General features: G+C 71.3%; 18 protein-coding genes. 10 read left to right on the top strand and 8 right to left on the bottom strand.

Annotation, left to right across the window (positions count from 1 at the left end; translation table 11 throughout):
* The first annotated feature begins 74 nt into the window (after positions 1-74).
* Positions 75-566, top strand: a complete 492-nt coding sequence (locus tag LOY02_RS19230) for an SRPBCC family protein (protein WP_410505928.1) — start codon at positions 75-77, stop codon at positions 564-566.
* Here LOY02_RS19230 and LOY02_RS06985 read toward each other — a convergent pair.
* Positions 540-1,343 (bottom strand): maleylpyruvate isomerase family mycothiol-dependent enzyme, encoded by an 804-nt coding sequence (locus tag LOY02_RS06985; RefSeq protein ID WP_317181613.1) that lies wholly within the window; start codon positions 1,341-1,343, stop codon positions 540-542. The genes LOY02_RS19230 and LOY02_RS06985 overlap by 27 nt on opposite strands.
* The gene (locus LOY02_RS06980) at positions 1,340-1,987 is read right to left on the bottom strand and encodes a TetR/AcrR family transcriptional regulator (protein WP_317181612.1); all 648 of its coding nucleotides are present in this window, start codon (positions 1,985-1,987) and stop codon (positions 1,340-1,342) included. The genes LOY02_RS06985 and LOY02_RS06980 overlap by 4 nt, the downstream gene beginning before the upstream one ends.
* Before the next feature lie 89 nt (positions 1,988-2,076).
* On the opposite strand from LOY02_RS06980, the gene LOY02_RS06975 reads away from it, so the two are divergent.
* Positions 2,077-3,294 (top strand): aminotransferase class I/II-fold pyridoxal phosphate-dependent enzyme, encoded by a 1,218-nt coding sequence (locus tag LOY02_RS06975; protein WP_410505927.1) that lies wholly within the window; start codon positions 2,077-2,079, stop codon positions 3,292-3,294.
* Between the two features lie 7 nt (positions 3,295-3,301).
* On the top strand, positions 3,302-4,213 hold the full coding sequence (locus tag LOY02_RS06970) for an NADP-dependent oxidoreductase (RefSeq protein ID WP_317181611.1): 912 nt from the start codon (positions 3,302-3,304) through the stop codon (positions 4,211-4,213).
* A gap of 39 nt (positions 4,214-4,252) precedes the next feature.
* On the opposite strand, the gene LOY02_RS06965 is transcribed toward LOY02_RS06970, so the two are convergent.
* The gene (locus tag LOY02_RS06965; RefSeq protein ID WP_317181610.1) at positions 4,253-5,530 is read right to left on the bottom strand and encodes an MFS transporter; all 1,278 of its coding nucleotides are present in this window, start codon (positions 5,528-5,530) and stop codon (positions 4,253-4,255) included.
* 142 nt (positions 5,531-5,672) lie between these two features.
* Here LOY02_RS06965 and LOY02_RS06960 point away from each other — a divergent pair, with 142 nt between their 5' ends.
* The 3 genes from LOY02_RS06960 to LOY02_RS06950 all read left to right on the top strand — a co-directional run bounded on the left by LOY02_RS06960 (position 5,673) and on the right by LOY02_RS06950 (position 7,210).
* Positions 5,673-6,182 (top strand): MarR family transcriptional regulator, encoded by a 510-nt coding sequence (locus LOY02_RS06960; protein WP_317181609.1) that lies wholly within the window; start codon positions 5,673-5,675, stop codon positions 6,180-6,182.
* A 93-nt stretch (positions 6,183-6,275) separates the two neighbouring features.
* Positions 6,276-6,635, top strand: a complete 360-nt coding sequence (locus LOY02_RS06955; RefSeq protein WP_317181608.1) for a cytoplasmic protein — start codon at positions 6,276-6,278, stop codon at positions 6,633-6,635.
* Between the two features lie 62 nt (positions 6,636-6,697).
* A complete protein-coding gene (locus tag LOY02_RS06950) occupies positions 6,698-7,210 on the top strand; it encodes a gamma carbonic anhydrase family protein (RefSeq protein WP_317181607.1) in 513 nt (170 codons plus the stop codon).
* Here LOY02_RS06950 and LOY02_RS06945 read toward each other — a convergent pair.
* On the bottom strand, positions 7,207-8,043 hold the full coding sequence (locus tag LOY02_RS06945) for an AraC family transcriptional regulator (protein ID WP_317181606.1): 837 nt from the start codon (positions 8,041-8,043) through the stop codon (positions 7,207-7,209). The genes LOY02_RS06950 and LOY02_RS06945 overlap by 4 nt on opposite strands.
* Before the next feature lie 51 nt (positions 8,044-8,094).
* On the opposite strand from LOY02_RS06945, the gene LOY02_RS06940 reads away from it, so the two are divergent.
* Both LOY02_RS06940 and LOY02_RS06935 read left to right on the top strand, forming a co-directional pair.
* On the top strand, positions 8,095-8,733 hold the full coding sequence (locus tag LOY02_RS06940; protein ID WP_317181605.1) for a TIGR03086 family metal-binding protein: 639 nt from the start codon (positions 8,095-8,097) through the stop codon (positions 8,731-8,733).
* Positions 8,734-8,859: 126 nt separating this feature from the next.
* Positions 8,860-9,507: a 4a-hydroxytetrahydrobiopterin dehydratase gene (locus tag LOY02_RS06935; RefSeq protein ID WP_317181604.1), complete on the top strand. Its 648-nt coding sequence runs from the start codon at positions 8,860-8,862 to the stop codon at positions 9,505-9,507.
* A 253-nt stretch (positions 9,508-9,760) separates the two neighbouring features.
* Here LOY02_RS06935 and LOY02_RS06930 read toward each other — a convergent pair whose 3' ends face one another.
* Entirely contained in the window at positions 9,761-10,192 is a 432-nt protein-coding gene (locus tag LOY02_RS06930; protein WP_317181603.1) for an Hsp20/alpha crystallin family protein, read from the bottom strand.
* A gap of 143 nt (positions 10,193-10,335) precedes the next feature.
* Here LOY02_RS06930 and LOY02_RS06925 point away from each other — a divergent pair, with 143 nt between their 5' ends.
* Positions 10,336-10,851: an SRPBCC family protein gene (locus tag LOY02_RS06925; RefSeq protein WP_317181602.1), complete on the top strand. Its 516-nt coding sequence runs from the start codon at positions 10,336-10,338 to the stop codon at positions 10,849-10,851.
* Here LOY02_RS06925 and LOY02_RS06920 read toward each other — a convergent pair.
* Together LOY02_RS06920 and LOY02_RS06915 are read right to left on the bottom strand one after the other, a co-directional pair.
* Positions 10,839-12,350, bottom strand: coding sequence for a PH domain-containing protein (locus LOY02_RS06920; RefSeq protein WP_317181601.1), 1,512 nt, complete (start codon positions 12,348-12,350; stop codon positions 10,839-10,841). The genes LOY02_RS06925 and LOY02_RS06920 overlap by 13 nt on opposite strands.
* Positions 12,347-12,832, bottom strand: coding sequence for a PH domain-containing protein (locus LOY02_RS06915; RefSeq protein ID WP_317181600.1), 486 nt, complete (start codon positions 12,830-12,832; stop codon positions 12,347-12,349). Before LOY02_RS06915 ends, LOY02_RS06920 begins: the two co-directional genes overlap by 4 nt.
* 174 nt (positions 12,833-13,006) lie before the next feature.
* Here LOY02_RS06915 and LOY02_RS06910 point away from each other — a divergent pair, with 174 nt between their 5' ends.
* Positions 13,007-13,555 (top strand): dihydrofolate reductase family protein, encoded by a 549-nt coding sequence (locus LOY02_RS06910; protein ID WP_317181599.1) that lies wholly within the window; start codon positions 13,007-13,009, stop codon positions 13,553-13,555.
* Between the two features lie 107 nt (positions 13,556-13,662).
* On the opposite strand, the gene LOY02_RS06905 is transcribed toward LOY02_RS06910, so the two are convergent.
* Positions 13,663-15,498 carry an ABC transporter ATP-binding protein gene (locus LOY02_RS06905; protein WP_317181598.1) on the bottom strand — a complete coding sequence of 612 codons (1,836 nt, stop codon included), beginning with the start codon at positions 15,496-15,498 and terminating at the stop codon, positions 13,663-13,665.
* Positions 15,499-15,639 lie beyond the last annotated feature (141 nt).

The following is a 15,639-nucleotide window of genomic DNA, read 5'->3' as shown; positions in this document are numbered from 1 at the left end:
GCACGGCGGGATCCCTTCTGCAGCAGCCGGTCAGGAGCTCTGGCCTGTCTAGCAGCCCGGCCGCGTGCCGAAATATGTGTGGCGCACCCATACGTCGCCCCGGCCGATGTGCGCCGTCCTCACAGGCGGCACGGCTGGACCTGTCCGTGAAGACGCCGACGCCGGGGCGCCGTCGGTATCAGGCTGGGGCCATGCCCGTGGACGTCCTCGTCGACACCGTCATCGACCGCCCGGTCGAGCACGTGTCCGCCCTCGCCGGGGACCCCTCGAACGCGCCACGGTGGGACGCGAACATCAAGAGCGTCGAGTGGCAGACTCCACCGCCGATGCGCGTGGGCAGCGAGGGGCGCACCCGGATGACTCTGCGCAACTCCGGCCAGCCGAGCGGTTTCGCCGCGATCGGCGTGCGGTCGATCGCGCGCGATGCGAGCCGCCACGACGAAGGACCTCGCCCGGCTCAAGGCCCTGTTGGAGTAGACCGGGCTCGCAGTCGGGGCGCGGTTCCTCAGCGGGAGCCTCGGTGGGCCCTGGGGCTCGGGCTAGAACACGACCCGCGCAGCCCGTAGGAGATCCACCGCGCGCGGGTCGCCCTCGCAGGCGAAGTCGCACTCGTCAGAGCGTCCAGAGAGCAGCCGCATGAAGGCGAGCGAGTCCACCGTCACGCTCGCGATGGGCGCGGCGTCACCGATGAGCCAGCGACCCGGCGCACGACCGGTCAGGGTGACGTCGACTGCGGGCCCGCCCCACTCGATGTCGAGGTCGCGCATCACCTGGGCGACAACCTCATCCTCTGCGTCGGTCAGGGCGAGCTCGACGCCGGTGGCGCGAGCGAGGTCCACGCGGTGCAGCCAGACGTCGCGGCCCGCGATGACGTCAAGGAAGTACGCCAGGTCGGCTCCACGCCGCAACCCGGCGGAGGAGGGGAGCTTCGCGCGCCGGATGAACCCGGGGATGCGCCTCCTGCCCTCGGGAGCCCTGGCCGCCCAGCGCACGAGGTCGGCGAGAAGTGCCGCGTCGTCCAGTGACGCCCGATCCGCGATCTGCATGGCGCACCAGTAGTCGACGGGATCGCGGCGGTTCTGGTCACGCCGCCGCTGCACCTCGGCCCTGGCGAGGCGGACGCTGTTCTTGAGAGGACGGCTGCCCTCCTCCGCGGCGCCCGCACAGTGGGCGAACATCTCGCGCACGCGCCACTCGGTGCAGTCCGTCTGGGCCCGCCACTGGGCAGGAGTGAGGGTGCGCGCCATGACGAGCAGGGCGGCAAGCTCCTGTGTGTTGTGCTGAGCCGCCCTGTCGCGGGGCGTCTGCGGAATCTCTCGGGCGCGCACTGCTACGAGGGTCATGTCGTGCTTCCTTCGTACTGACCTACGACCATGTCGGCAAGGGTGTGGACGTGGCGAGCCAGGCGTCCGTCACGCGCCGGAATGTGGGGGTCGTTGGACAGGTGTTGCGAGACCAGGCCCATCGAGACGACCCCGATGACCTGGACGATCTCCTCGGCCTCGACCTCAGTGGTGAGCAGGCCGAGCTGCTGGGCGGAGCCGATGACGTCGGCGAGGTTCCTGATGGCCACGAGGGAGGCCGCGAACGACTCCGGGGTCGGTTCCCACCGGGGAATCGGCCGCCAGAACATGAGCTCGGCGTTGGCGCGATGGGTCTGCGCCCACTCGAGCGACGTGAGCAGGCCCGCAGCCAGGTAGGCGCGCAGGTCTGTCCCGGCCGTGATCGGTGCGGGCCGGGTCGCCTCGGCGTAATCCACCCAGCCACGGCGGAAGAGCTCGTCGTAGAGCGCTGCCTTGGAGGGGAAGTACGTGTAGAGCGATGGGGTTCGCATGCCGAGCTCGCGGGCCACCGCACCCAGGCTGAGACCCCCCGCGCCCTCCAGCGACATGTGCCGCAGTGCGACCGCGACGATCTCGTCGACGGACTCCGCGCGCCGGCGGGCCCTCCAGTCGGCAGTGACTGTCGTGATGGAGCGTTGCCTCACGCCATCAGTATTGCCTAATAGTGTTAGGAGAGGAAGAGGTATTGAGGCGTGAGCATTCGGGTCTCGGTCTGGGCACGTGGGGGAGACTGATGGGCGTGACTCCCAGGCCGCGCCCGCTCCACCCGTCCGGCCGCTCCCAGGTCCCGCCCTTCGAGGTCATGGACGTCCTCGACCGTGTGGCCGTCCTGCGCGCGGCAGGTCGTGACGTCATCTCCCTCTGCGCCGGCGAGCCGTCCGGCGGCGCGCCGACCGCCGTGTCCCGGGCGGCTGCGCAGATCCACGCGTCGGGACAGGCCCTCACCTACACCTCGGCCCTCGGCATCCGCCCCCTGCGCGAGGCCCTCGCCGGCCACTACCGGCGCTGGTACGGCCTCGACGTCGACCCGGCCCGCGTGGCCATCACGACCGGGTCCTCCGGCGGCTTCCTGCTCGCCTTCCTCGCAGCCTTCGACGCGGGCGACCGGGTCGCCCTGGCGCGGCCCGGCTATCCCGCCTACCGCAACATCCTCGCTGCGCTGGGCTGCGAGGTCGTCGAGGTCGACTGCGGACCGGAGGTGCGGTTCCAGCCCACGCCGGAACTGCTCGACGCCGCCCACCGAGAGGCTCCGCTGGCGGGCCTCATCGTCGCCTCGCCCGCGAACCCGACCGGCACCATGGTGGATCGAGCAGAGCTGACCGCGATCGCAGAGTGGTGCGCCGCCAACGGTGTGCGTCTGGTGAGCGACGAGATCTACCACGGCGTGACCTACCCGGACCCGGGGGCGGCCGACCCCCGAGGCGTGTGCGCGTGGGAGCTGGACGACTCGTCGATCGTCGTCTCGTCGTTCTCCAAGTACTGGGGCATGACGGGCTGGCGGCTCGGCTGGCTCCTCCTCCCCGAGGAGCTGGCGCGTCCCGTCGACGCACTCGCAGGCAACGTCGCCCTGTGCCCCCCGACCCCCGCGCAGTACGCCGCCGTCGAGGCGTTCACGGACGCGTCCTACGCCGAGTGCGACGAGGCCGTCGCGCAGTTCGCCCGGACCCGCAAGCTGCTCCTCGACCACGCACCTCGCCTCGGCTGGGGGACCGCGGCGCCCGCCGACGGCGCGTTCTACTACTACGCCGACCTCGGACCGCAGCTCGAGCGCTGGCCCAGCTCAGCGGCATACGCCACCGCTCTGCTCGACACGGAGGGAGTGGCGCTCACTCCCGGTGGCGACTTCGACGACCGGGCCGGTGAGCGATCGGTGCGGCTGAGCTTCGCGGCAGGCCCCGACGCGGTCGCTGAGGCGATCGAGCGGATCATCCGCTTCCACGAGCGGGGTTGACGTCGTCATGCGTGCGCTCCTCTACCGCGAGTACGGCGGCCCGGAGGTCCTCACGGTCGGGGACGTGCCGGAGCCCCACGCGGCGGAAGGCCAGGTCCGCATCCGGGTCCACGCGGCCAGCGTCAACGTCTGGGACGTCAAGGTCCGGTCCGGCCGGATGAAGGACGTGTTCCGCCCGAGATTCCCCGTCGTGCCGGGCGTCGACGGCTCGGGCGTCGTCGACGAGGTCGGTGCCGGAGTCTCCGGTGTCGAGGTCGGCGACGAGGTGTTCGGTCTCGGGTCGGCGACGACGGCCGAGCTCGCGGTGCTCGACGGGTGGGCGCACAAGCCGGCCTCGATGACCTGGGTGGAAGCCGCTGCCGCGGCCCTGTCGAGCGAGACCGCCCTGCGCGGCCTCGAGGACCTCGGCGTGGGCGAGGGCACCGTCCTGCTCGTCGAGGGCGCGTCGGGCGGCGTGGGCTCCGCTGCCGTGCAGCTCGCCCAGGCGCTCGGCGCGACGGTGGTCGGCACCTCCTCGCGGCGCAATGCCGACTACGTCCGGCGGCTCGGCGCGCTGCACACCGAGTACGGCCCCGGGATCGCCGGCCGGGTGGCGGCGCTCGGCGTCGGGCGCGTGACCGCCGTCCTCGACACGGCCGGGTCGGGATCTCTCGCCGAGCTCGTCACGCTCGTCTCCGACCCGGCGCAGGTGGTGAGCGTGGCGGACTTCGGCGCGGCACAGGTCGGGGCGAGGGTCGTGCGCGACAAGCCGAGGGCCCTGCGCGCGCTCGAGCTCGTCGCGCGCCTGCACGAGGCGGGCCGCTTCGCGGTGGACCTCGAGAGGGTCGTCCCGCTGTCTGACGCGGCCACGGCCCACCGGCTCAGCGAGACCGGCCACGTCCGCGGGAAGGTCGTCATCGCCGTGCTCCCCACCTCCTGACTGCCGCCATGACGTCGCCGGCCGCCGGCTCCGCACGGACTACGCGGCGACGCTCTCCCGCTCCGTGGGGCTCGCCGGCAGACTGCTGCCGACGCCTGTCGACGAGCTCGTGTGAGCACGGGAGCCGAGGACTCGCCGCAGCCGCCAGGCGGCGTAGACCGCGAGCACACTCACGCCGATGTGCAGGCCGAGGAAGCCATTGGCCAGGCCGGCGCCGAGGAGCGCGCCGGCCACGAGCGGGCCCAGGGCCGAGAACGTCGTCTGGAGCGCGGCGAAGGTGCCGAGCGTCTGGCCCACCATGCCCTTCGGCGCGAGCGAGGCGGTCAGGGGGTTGAGCACGGGTGAGTACATCGTCTCGCCGATCGCGAAGACGCCGAACGTCGTCACGAAGAGGGCGGCCGCGATCTCGGGCCGGAACTGCGCGGCCGAGAGGATGAGCCAGGCCAGGACCCAGATCGACCCGACGGCCATGAGCAGCGTCGGTGCGCTCCGGCGGGCGGTCACGCGGACGACGACGACCTGGAGCGCCACGATGATGATCGAGTTGACCGCGGCTGCGGTGCCGATCGCTCGGGAGTCGACGTCGAGCACGGTGATCGCGTAGGCAGGCAGGCCTGCCTCGAACTGGGCGTAGAAGCCGAGCGCGAGGGTCACCGTGATGACCGCGGTCCATCGCAACGCCGGGCTCGCGAAGATCGCGCGCAACGCCTCGATCGGTCGGCCCGGGCTCGCGTCCGTCGAGTCGAGCCCGCTCTCGGGATGGATCGTCGCACGCGCTCCGGCACCCGCCACGATCGCCGTCGAGACGACGAAACCGAGGGCGGCCGTGAGGAACCCGACGTCGAGGCCGTCGGCTCGCGACAGGTCCACGAGGTGTCCGGCGACGTACGCGCCGATCGCCATCCCGATGGCCTCGCCGGTGAACTTGTAGGCGAAGACCTTGCGACGGTCCTGCGCAGCGACCCATCGCAGCACCAGCACCTGCTTGGCCGGCATGGCGGCACTGAGCCCGAGACCGAAGACGAACATGCCGACCAGGAACGTCGACGGCGTGTCAGCCAGCACCAAACCGCCGACGCCGAGCGCCGCGAGGAGCTGGGCGAGGACGACGACGAGGACCGGGTTGAACCGGTCGCTCAGCCGACCGGCGAAGGGTGCTGCGACCAGCGCGCCGACCGAGAAGAGGGACGAGGCCGCAGCGGCAGCGAGCGATCCCCATGTCCGGGTGTCAGCGGCATACGCGTACTGGTAGGGCAGCACGGCACCCCAGCCGAGCATCCCGATGGAGGACGCGAGGATGAGCAGCTTGGCGCGCATGACGACATGACACCCCTTTCCGGTGACGTGGAGGCGGCTGGCCCGCCCCTGGAGAGACAGCGGCTTCGATGCCGAATACTTCGAAGCCTAACTTCGATATCGAAAGGTTAGCAGTCGAAGGACTTCGTGCCACAATCGGGGGATGGCGACGCGGGCGAGGTCGGCGCAGGAGCAGCACCGCAAGGCGGTGGCGGCCTACGTGGCTGCAGGCGGCGAGGAGTCGGTGCAGCGCGTCATCACCGCGATCTACGGCGTCACCAAGAAGCTCGACCAGTGGTACGTCAGGCAGCTCGCCGACCTCGACCTCACCCAGGGCGAGTGGGCCGTCGTCGCAGCCCTCGCCAAGGCGGGCGAGTCGTGCCTGACGCCCAGCCAGCTCGCGGACCTGACGAACGTCGCGCCGTCCTCGATGACGCACCGCCTCGACAAGATGGCCCAGCGCGGCCTCGTCCAGCGTCGCCCCGACGAGACGAACCGCACCCGGACGCTCATCTCGCTGACGAGCGAGGGCTGGGACCTCTTCAGCGACTCGATCCGCGAGTCGAACGTCGTCGAGAGCGACATCCTCCGCGGCCTGTCAGCGGACGAACGCGGCGAGCTCGCGCAGCTCCTCGAGAGGGTCATCGATCAGCTCGACACCATCGAGGCGTGACGCCCGCACGGCAGCCCGGTGCGCCCTCACCGTCCGCCGATCGGGACCTCCGAAACCGCCTCCGCGTCGCGGCGATCCTGCCATCCTGCTCCCATGAGCCTCGATCCCGTCGTGACCAACCCGGATCACTACAGCGTCGTCTTCGAGAACGAGCGCGTCCGCGTCCTGGAGTACCGGGACGCGCCGGGCGAGCGCACCACCGTGCACGAGCACCCCGACAGCGTGATGTACACGCTGTCCTCCTTCCGGCGGCGCCTCGTCTCGGGCGATGCCGAGCGCGACGTCTCCCTCGAGGCGGGCACGACGGGGTGGCTCCCGGCCCAGCAGCACCTCGGCGAGAACATCGGCGACACCCCGACCCACGTCCTCTTCGTCGAGCTCAAGGAGCCGCGGAGCGCGGCGGGCGGGCAGCAGCAGGACCCGGCGGCCGGCCTCGGTCCGCAGACCGGCTGACCCGGCCACGACGGAAGGGTCCCAGCGGCGGGTGAGCCGGCTCCGCGGCATACCCTCTGCTCATGCTGATCCCACTGAGCGAGCACGTCCCCCAGGTCCACGAGTCCGCGTGGGTCGCCCCGAGCGCCGACGTCATCGGTCGAGTCGAGCTCAAGGCCGGCTCGAGCGTCTGGTACACGGCCGTGCTCCGGGCGGAGTTCGACCCCATCGTGCTCGGGGAGCGGAGCAACCTCCAGGACGGCGTCATCGTGCACACCGACCACGGCAAGCCGGCGACGATCGGGGCCGGGGTCTCGGTCGGGCACCGCGCCGTGATCCACGGTTGCACCATCGAGGACGACTGCCTCATCGGCATGGGCTCGATCATCCTCAACGGTGCCCGCGTCGGCGCCGGCTCGCTCGTGGCCGCCGGGGCGGTCGTCCAGGAGGGCGCCGTCATCCCGCCGCGCTCGCTCGTCGCCGGTGTCCCCGGCAAGGTGCGCCGCGAGCTCACCGACGACGATCTCCAGCGGGTCCGCGCCAACGCGGAGGTCTACGTGGGGCTCGCCGAGCTGCACCGATCGGCGCGAGGCTAGGGACCTTCGCCGCTGCGGAAACGCGCAGCGAACCTCCCCGGTGTCAGGCCCGTCGCGGCACGGAAGTCCCGCGTCAGGTGGGCCTGGTCGGCGTAACCGAGGTCGGACGCGATGGCGGCGAGGTCGGCGTCGGAGTCCCGGAGGCGGTCGGCCGCCTCGTGGAGTCGCCGCCGGCGGATGAGCCACTTCGGGGTGATGCCGACCCGCTTGTGCAGGACCCGCTGGAGGGTGCGCTCGGCCACGCCGAACCGCTGGCACAGGTCGTCCACCCGGAGCAGTTCGGGGGTCGTCTCCACCGTCTCGACGACGGCGTTGACGAAGGCGCCCTCCTCGTCCACGGGCAGGAGGGTGGCGAGGTGGTCCTCGACGACGGCGCGGGCGGCGGCCCGCCGGTCCTCGTCGCGGGGGTCGTCGCGCATGACGGCCCTGATGCGGTCAGCGAGCCGTATGCCGCTCAGCCCGGTCACGCATTCCACGTCGACGAAGCGGTCGGTGACCTCGCGCACGGGGCGGCCGGTGAGCAGGTAGCCCGCGGCGGGCTGGAACATGAGTCCGACGGCCCAGCCGCGGCCGGTGAGCGTGGTCGTCGAGAGTCCAGAGGCGACACCGTAGAAGCGGGCGTACTCGTCCGTGACGACGATGAGGCAGACGGGGTACTGGAGCACGTGCTGGGGCGACTCCCGACCAGCGGGGACGTCCCACACCGGGATCCAGAAGCGACGCGCGACCGGCGCGAGGCGCGCGGGAACCGGGTAGCGGTCGATGGTGAAGTGGAGCTCGGCAGGATCGAGCAGGTGAGCCGGCTCCGTGTCGCGAGCGGGTCGGCCGGGCATGTGTCGGAAAGTATCAAGACCGCGGGGTGGTGGCGTTCCTACCGTGCTCGTATGACCACTGGATCGAACGACACCAGGACCCTGACCACGCCCACGACGTCCGACACGACACCCGACACGGCACCGGAGCACAACCCCGTCCTCGGCCGCTTCTCTGCACTCGCTGACGCCTTCGGCGCGGTCGTCCACTCCTTGCCCCACGATGCGTGGGACGCGCCGTCGGCGTGCGAGGGATGGACCGGGCGCGACGTGCTCGACCACGTCGTCGGGTCGCAGCGGGGCTTCCTGCGCGCTCGGGGCATCGAGCTGGGCCCCGACCCCGCGCTCGACGAGGACCCCGTCGCCGGGTGGCACGCCCACGTCGAGGAGCTGCGCCGACTGCTGGCTGACGAGTCGGTCGCCGGGCTCGAGTACGACGGCCTCTTCGGCCGCACCACCGTGGGGGCGACCATCACGGACTTCTACGGCTTCGACCTTGTCGTGCACCGCTGGGACCTGGCCCGGGCCGCGGACCGCGACGAGCGGTTCACCGACGCGGAGCTCGACCTCGTCGAGACTGCCCTGCCTGCCTTCGGCGAGCACCTCTACGACGACGGTGTCTGCAAGCCGGCACTGCCCGTGCCGGCAGACAGCGACCGCCAGACCGCCCTGCTCGCCCGGCTGGGCCGCTCGGCCCGGGCGGGAAGCTGACGTCGGGGACGACGTGGCGCGTGGGGGTGATCCGCGCCGGTTGGGCCGGAATTCCAGCCAACCGGTCCGATATCTCCCACACCTGCCAAGATCCCGTTGCCCGGAGCCGCCGACCATACTGGAGCGATGGACAGCCTCACGACAGAGCAGATCCTCGACGCCAGGCTGACGGACTGGCGCAAGCTGGCCCAGGCACTCCAGGCCCGGTTCCTCACCGGCGACTTCGCCGCAGGGCTCCGGTTCGTCACCGCGGTGTCCGAAGTCGCGGAGGAGGCGAACCACCATCCCGACCTCGCGCTCACCTATCCGCACGTGGACGTCACGCTCATCAGTCACGACGTAGGCGGGCTGACGCAGCGGGATGTCGACCTCGCTCGCCGGATCAGCGAGATCGCGCAGGCCCAGGGGATCGATGCGGACCCGCACGCCGTCTCCGAGATCGAGGTGGGCCTGGACACCGCCGACGTGGCTGCGGTCGGGCCGTTCTGGGCAGCCTTGCTCACGGGGAGCACCGATGCCCTCCACGGCTCGGCCGTCATCGATCCCAGGGGACGGTTGCCGCTGCTGTGGTTCCAGGACACGGAGGCGCATCGAACCCCGCGGCAGCGCTTCCACCTCGACCTCTGGCTGCCGCATGACATCGCCGAGGAGCGCATCGCCGCCGCCGTGGCCGCCGGTGGGACCGTCGTCGACAACGACAACGCCCCGTCCTTCGTCGTCCTCGCCGACCCCGAGGGCAACCGTTCCTGCGTGTGCACCTGCCTCGACCGCTGACCACGGCAGCGGCGCCCACGCAGCTCACTCGAGTGCCCCGGTCCTCCACAGCCCCGGCCACTCGAGTGGCCCGGTCCTCCGCAGGCCCGCGCGGGCCTCGGTTCGTCCTGGCGTGCGCCGGTCCAGTTCCCCGGCCGGGGGCTCACCGTAGGGGCCCGGTGTCCTGCCGCACCGCGATGCTGGTCCCGTGGACGCCGACGAGGGCCCCGACCTCGGCGGTCGGGGCCCTCGTCGATCTGCTGGGAGGGGTCGCTCAGCTCGCTTGGCTCTCGATGGCCGCCGTCTTGTCGTCACCGTGCGAGACGGCGATCTTGCGCGGCTTGGCCTCCTCGGCGACCGGGATCGTCAGGGTCAGGACGCCGTTGCGGTAGTCGGCCTGGATGTCGTCGAGGGCGAGGCCGCGGCCGAGCGAGAGCTGGCGGGCGAAGGTGCCGGTCGGGCGCTCGTGCGAGAGCCAGCGGACGTCGTCGAGCTGCTCCCTGAGGCGCTCGGCTCGAATCGTCAGGGTGCGGTCCTCGACGTCGATGTCGATCGAGCCGGGGTCGACGCCGGGCAGGTCGATCTGTGCGACGAACGTCTCGCCGCGTCGGTAGAGGTCCATCGGCATGGGGCCCGGTGTCGTCGTGCGGAAGCCCTCACCGAAGAGTCGGTCCATCTCCCGGAAGGGGTCGAAGGTCCTGGTCATGTGTCGTCACTCCTCAACTGAACTCGAACAACTGCTCGGCAAGAGAGCCGGGCAGACGCACCTTTCTTGAGTGGTAACGACTCAACTTTGCATCGCATTCCCACCCCTCGTCAAGTCCGGGCAGGGCCGTGCTTCGATGGGCCATGACCTCCACGAGCGAGCCCGCCAGTGAACCCCTTTCACCCCGAGCGGCGCGGTTCGTGTCGGCGCGACGCGAGGTCGCGGCGGCCGCGGACCGGATCTTCGAGCTCATCGCCGACCCGGCCGAGCAGCCGCGATGGGACGGCAACGACAACCTCGACGCGGCCGACCCCGGCCAGCGCGTCCATCGCGTGGGCGACCGGTTCCTCATGCGGACCACCAAGGGGCGGATGCGGGAGAACCATGTCGTCGAGTTCGAGGAGGGGCGTCGGATCGCCTGGCGGCCGGCGGAGCCCGGCCAGGCGCCGCCCGGGCACCTCTGGCGCTGGGAGCTCGACCCCGTCGACGAGCGCCGCACCCGCGTCACCCACACCTATGACTGGACGGAGCTGACCGACGAGGCGCGGTTCCCCCGGGCCTTGGCGACGACGACCGACCGCCTCATGGCCTCGGTCGATCGGCTGGCCGACCTGGCTGAGCAGGCGGAGCCGCGTCGGCCGGACGCTCACGAGAACTGAGCCATGAGCTCCGGACTGAGCTCGCCGATGAGCTCGTAGGCGCGCTCCGGCGGGAGGTCGACGAGGTCGTAGTGCTGCCGCCCGGCCGCGGTCGTCGCGACGAGGGTCACCACGCCTGCGCGCCGCTGGAAGAAGGACTGCCGCACCGTCCAGCCGATGACACCGGCTCGGGCGAGGACGACCCGGCGTCGGTCCAGGGAGCCGCCTCGCGACACGAGGTGGTTGGCGGTGACGAGGTGCCCCAGACCTCGATAGCGGTCGAGGCCGAGGAACCAGGCGGCCACGACCAAGGGCAGGATGAACCAGAAGGGCCACCCCGGCCAGTCCCACAGGCGCCAGCCCGTCACCAGGACCAGGGAGGCCGCGGTCGGGAGGAGCAGCGCCCGCGTGAGACGGCGGCGTGCAGCTGCCGGGCCGTGCTCCCGAAGGGTCCCCGAGACGGCGACTGCATCGCCCGTCACCGAGGTGGCGACGGATGACACGACGTCGACGGGGGCGGGTGGGGAGAGCCAGTCGGAGCCACCACCGGCCTCGCCCTGCAGGCCGGTGCTCACTGCCTTGAGCCGCCTGCCACCGGCCAGCCGCAGGCCGAGCTGTTCACCGAGCTCGACACCGCGAAGCCGGGTGTGGTCGATGCCGACCTCGCGGCTCGTCAGCAGGCCCCGGCGCGTGTGGAGGCTCCCGGTCCGGTTGCGGGTCAGGCGGAAGCCCCAGAAGGACAGGACATAGGCACCGACGGCGAGCACCGAGACGAGGAGCAGGATGCCGATGACGTCCACCCACCAGGCGAGACCGCGAAGCCACGTGGCTCCCGACTCGAAGACGTCACCCTCCTCGGAGAAGCGGCCGAGGCCCTGGCTCACGAAGCCGAAGATGGCGGCCGCGGAGCCGAGGCCGGTCATCGTGAACGGCGCGAACCGGATCCAGCCCGGGTCGAGCCTCAGCAGCTCCTCGTCGCCTGCCGGGGCCTCGGTGGCGGGCGGGGGCAGCCCGAGGTCGACGGCCTCACCGGTCGGGGCGGGCAGGGCCGCGAGGGCGGGGTCGACCCGGTGGAGCAGCTCGCTCCGGAGCCGTCGGCCCTCCTCGACGCCGAGGGAGTCGAGCACGAGGCGGTCCTTCGTGGCGCTGCCCGTCGAGATCTCGACCTTGGCCAGGCCGAGCGCGCGGTGGTGCAGCTGGGCGGTGAGGTCGACCGTGCGCACCTTGTCGAGTCGCGCCGTCCGGGTCTGCTTCGTGAGCAGGCCCCACCGGAGCTCGATCTGCTCGGGGCTGATCCGGTAGCGGGTCGTGACCCACCGGAGCAGGCCGAAGGCGATGACCACCGGCAGGACGAGCAGCTCCCAGCGGTCGGAGTCGTCGCTGCCGAGCCGCGCCACGAAGATCGCCAGGAACGCCGGGAGGGCTCGCAGGAGGGCCTGGAGCGGGTGGATGAGCAGCATGCGTCCGTCCAGGCGACGCCACTCCGGCTCCGGCGGCGGACCCGCAGTCGGCTCGCTCACGTGGCGTCGCCCTTCTCGGCCACGGCGGCACTGGTGAGCGTCTCGACGAGTTCCTTCGCCACGCTGAGGTCGAGCCCGGCGATCTCGAGCGGGCCCGCGGCAGAGGCCGTGGTCACCGTCACGGTCGCGAGGTTGAACAGCTGTGCGATCGGCCCGCGCTCCAGGTCGACCGTCTGCACGCGGGAGAGCGGCGCGATGCGGCGCTCCTGGTTGAACCAGCCGGTCTGGGTGTAGATCGCGTGCGGCGTTGCCTCCCAGCGGTGCACGCGGTAGCGCCACCGGGGCATGCCGACGACGTAGGCGACCGACAGGACGAACCAGGCCACTGCCACGACCTGGTGCGGAGTGCGGTCCGGGGCGTCGTCGAGGAACCACCAGACGAGCTGTCCAGCTCCCAGCAGGAGGGACCCGAGGATCGAGTCCACCGTCCACATCCGGATCGCTCTGGGCGACACGAGGTTCGCGGGCTCACGTAGCTGCACGACACCACCGTTTCACACCTCGCTCGGCTCGATCCGGCGGAGTCCCGGGACGTCGTCGAAGTCCGTGTCCGACGCGCACCTTGGCGCCGAGCCCTTGCCACGATTCCGGTTGACCGAGGCCTGCTTCTCTCGCAAGGGTGGTGCGACCGTCGAAACAGCAGAAATGGGGCGACCATGGGCACCATCGCAGTTCACGAGTTCATCGCAGTGGACGGGGTCTACGAGGACCCGACCTGGACGTTCGAATACGGCTTCGACCCGAGGATGGGCGAGACCCTGGGGGAGGTCACCGGCTCGGCGAAGGCGATCCTCCTCGGGCGGAGGACCTACGAGATGTTCGCTCCGGCGTGGTCGACCCGCACCGTCGAGGACGATCCCGGAGCCCCGTTCTTCAACGACACCCGCAAGTACGTCGTCGGTGCGACCGAGCCCAACGTCGAGTGGGGACCCTCGACCCGTCTCGGCGCCTACGACCCGGAGGCGATCCGTCGCCTCAAGGACGAGACCGACGGCACCATCTACGTCTCGGGCAGCGGAACCCTGGTCCGCGGGCTCCTCGCCGACGGGCTGGTCGACGACCTGCACCTGTTCGTCTACCCGGTCGCGCGTGGCACCGGGGAGCGGCTCTTCCGTGACGGCGTCGACCCGACGAAGTTGCGGCTCAAGGCGACCGACGTCTACGACAACGGGGTCGTCCACCTCGACTACGGCCCGGCCGACTGAGAACCTGGTCGAGACGTACCGCACCGAGCGGCCGGGGACAGGGTGCTCCACAATGGGCTGCCCGGTGCTTCTTCGGGGCAGGCGAAGTCAGGCGGCGGTGGGCTGGCTCACCCGACCAGGACTCCCGCCTCGGACCGAGAGCGCACGAGGCGGGAGTAGCGTCCGCCGGACGCCAGCAGCGTGTCGTGGTCGCCGAGCTCGACGACCCGACCCCGGTCGAGGACCGCGATCTGCTCGGTGTCCCGGATCGTCGAGAGCCGGTGTGCGATGGTGATCGTCGTCCGGCCGGCCATGAGCCGGTCGAGGGCGGCCTGGAGCTCCCGCTCGGTCTCGTTGTCGAGGGCGCTGGTCGCCTCGTCGAGGACGAGCACACGCGGGTTCCGTAGGAGCGTCCGAGCGATGGCGAGCCGCTGCTTCTCACCACCGCTGAAGCGGTGGCCCCGTGCCCCGACCACCGTGTCGAGTCCACGGGGGAGCGCGGCGACGAGGGGGGCGACCTGCGCCGTCTCGAGGGCGCGCCACAGCTCGTCGTCGGTCGCGTCGGGCGCGGCGAGCAGGAGGTTCTCGCGGATCGAGGCGTGGACGAGATAGGTCTCCTGGGTGACGACCCCGACGACCCGGGCCAGGTCCTCCGGGTCGACGTCGCGCAGGTCCACCCCGTCCATGGTCACCCGTCCGCGCACCGGGTCGGCCAGCCGGGACACGAGGCCGGCGAGGGTGGACTTGCCCGAGCCGGTCTCGCCGACGAGCGCCAGCGTCGAGCCGGCCGGCACGTGGAGCGTGACGTCGTCGACGGCATACGTCTCACCGTCGTGGGTGAAGCTCACCTCCTCGAACCGCACCTCGCCGCGCACGGCGCTCGGCTGGAGGGCCACGGGTCTCGTCGGCGGAGCGACGTCCACGGGCAGGTCGAGGTAGCCGAAGATCCGGCTCAGCAGGGCCATCGACGTGACCCACTGGGCGCCGACGTTGAGCAGGCCCATCACCGGCCGGAAGATCGCGGCCTGGAGGGTGGTGAAGGCGATGAGGGTGCCGATCGTCATCCCGCCCGACGTGGCTGGGAACCCGGCGGCGAGATAGAGGAGCGCCGGGATGGCGGCGAAGACGATCTGCATCGTCGCCATCTGGTAGCGGCCGGCGAGCTGGGAACGCAGCTCGAGGTCGACGAGGTCGCGCGAGGTGCCGGTGAACCGGTCGGCCGTGCGTTCCGAAGCGCCGAGGGTCTTGATGAGCATCGCACCGCTCACGGTGAGGCCCTCCTCGACCTGGCTGTGCAGGTCGGCGAGCCGTCGCTGTCGTGCGGTGGTGATGTCGCGGCGCAGGAGCGCGACGCGCCTCGTCGTCCAGAACGCCGGCGGGAGGACGATGAGCGAGAGGAGCGAGAGCCGTGGGCTGAGGGCAACCATGGCGATGACCGTCGCGACGGCGGTCGTCAGGTTGCTCGCGATCGAGGTCGCCGTGGTCGTGATGACCGACTGGAGCCCGGAGATGTCGTGCGTCAGTCGCGACTGGATCTCGCCACCGCGCGTACGGGTGAAGAAGGCCATGGCCTGACGCTGGAGGTGACGGAAGACGTCGGTGCGCAGGCCGTGCAGGACCCGCTGGCCGACGGACGTCGTCATCCAGGTCTGGACGACGCCGAGCAGCTGGGCCACCACGGTGACGGCGAGCATGCCGCCGACGGCCTTGACGAGCAGGCCCACGTCCTGGTGGGGCAGGGCGTCGTCGATGACGATCCGCAACAGGAAGGGCTGAGCCACCGAGATGACCGAGATCACGACGATGATCGCGGTGACGACCGCGATCGGGGTGCGGTGCGGCGCGAAGAGCGCGGCGACCCGGCCGAGCGAGACCGGTGACTCGGCGAGCTGGTCGCGGTCCCGCGGGTCGACTCGCTCGGGTGGACGGCCGCCGCGGCCGCCGGGGGAATGGACGTCGTTCATGTGGTCACCTCGTCACTCTTCGTCGACACACAATGGTGAGGTTACCTCACTATGAGGTAGCAACGCAATATTGCCGTATGCCGCTGGGCTCGCTCCCCCGCCGTGGTTCCGGATGCGCGGGGCCGGGTCCGTATGCTCCTG

The sequence above is a fragment of the Intrasporangium sp. genome (assembly GCF_032907665.1).
Taxonomy (GTDB): domain Bacteria; phylum Actinomycetota; class Actinomycetes; order Actinomycetales; family Dermatophilaceae; genus Intrasporangium.
This window is presented reverse-complemented; position numbering and strand designations above follow the sequence as displayed.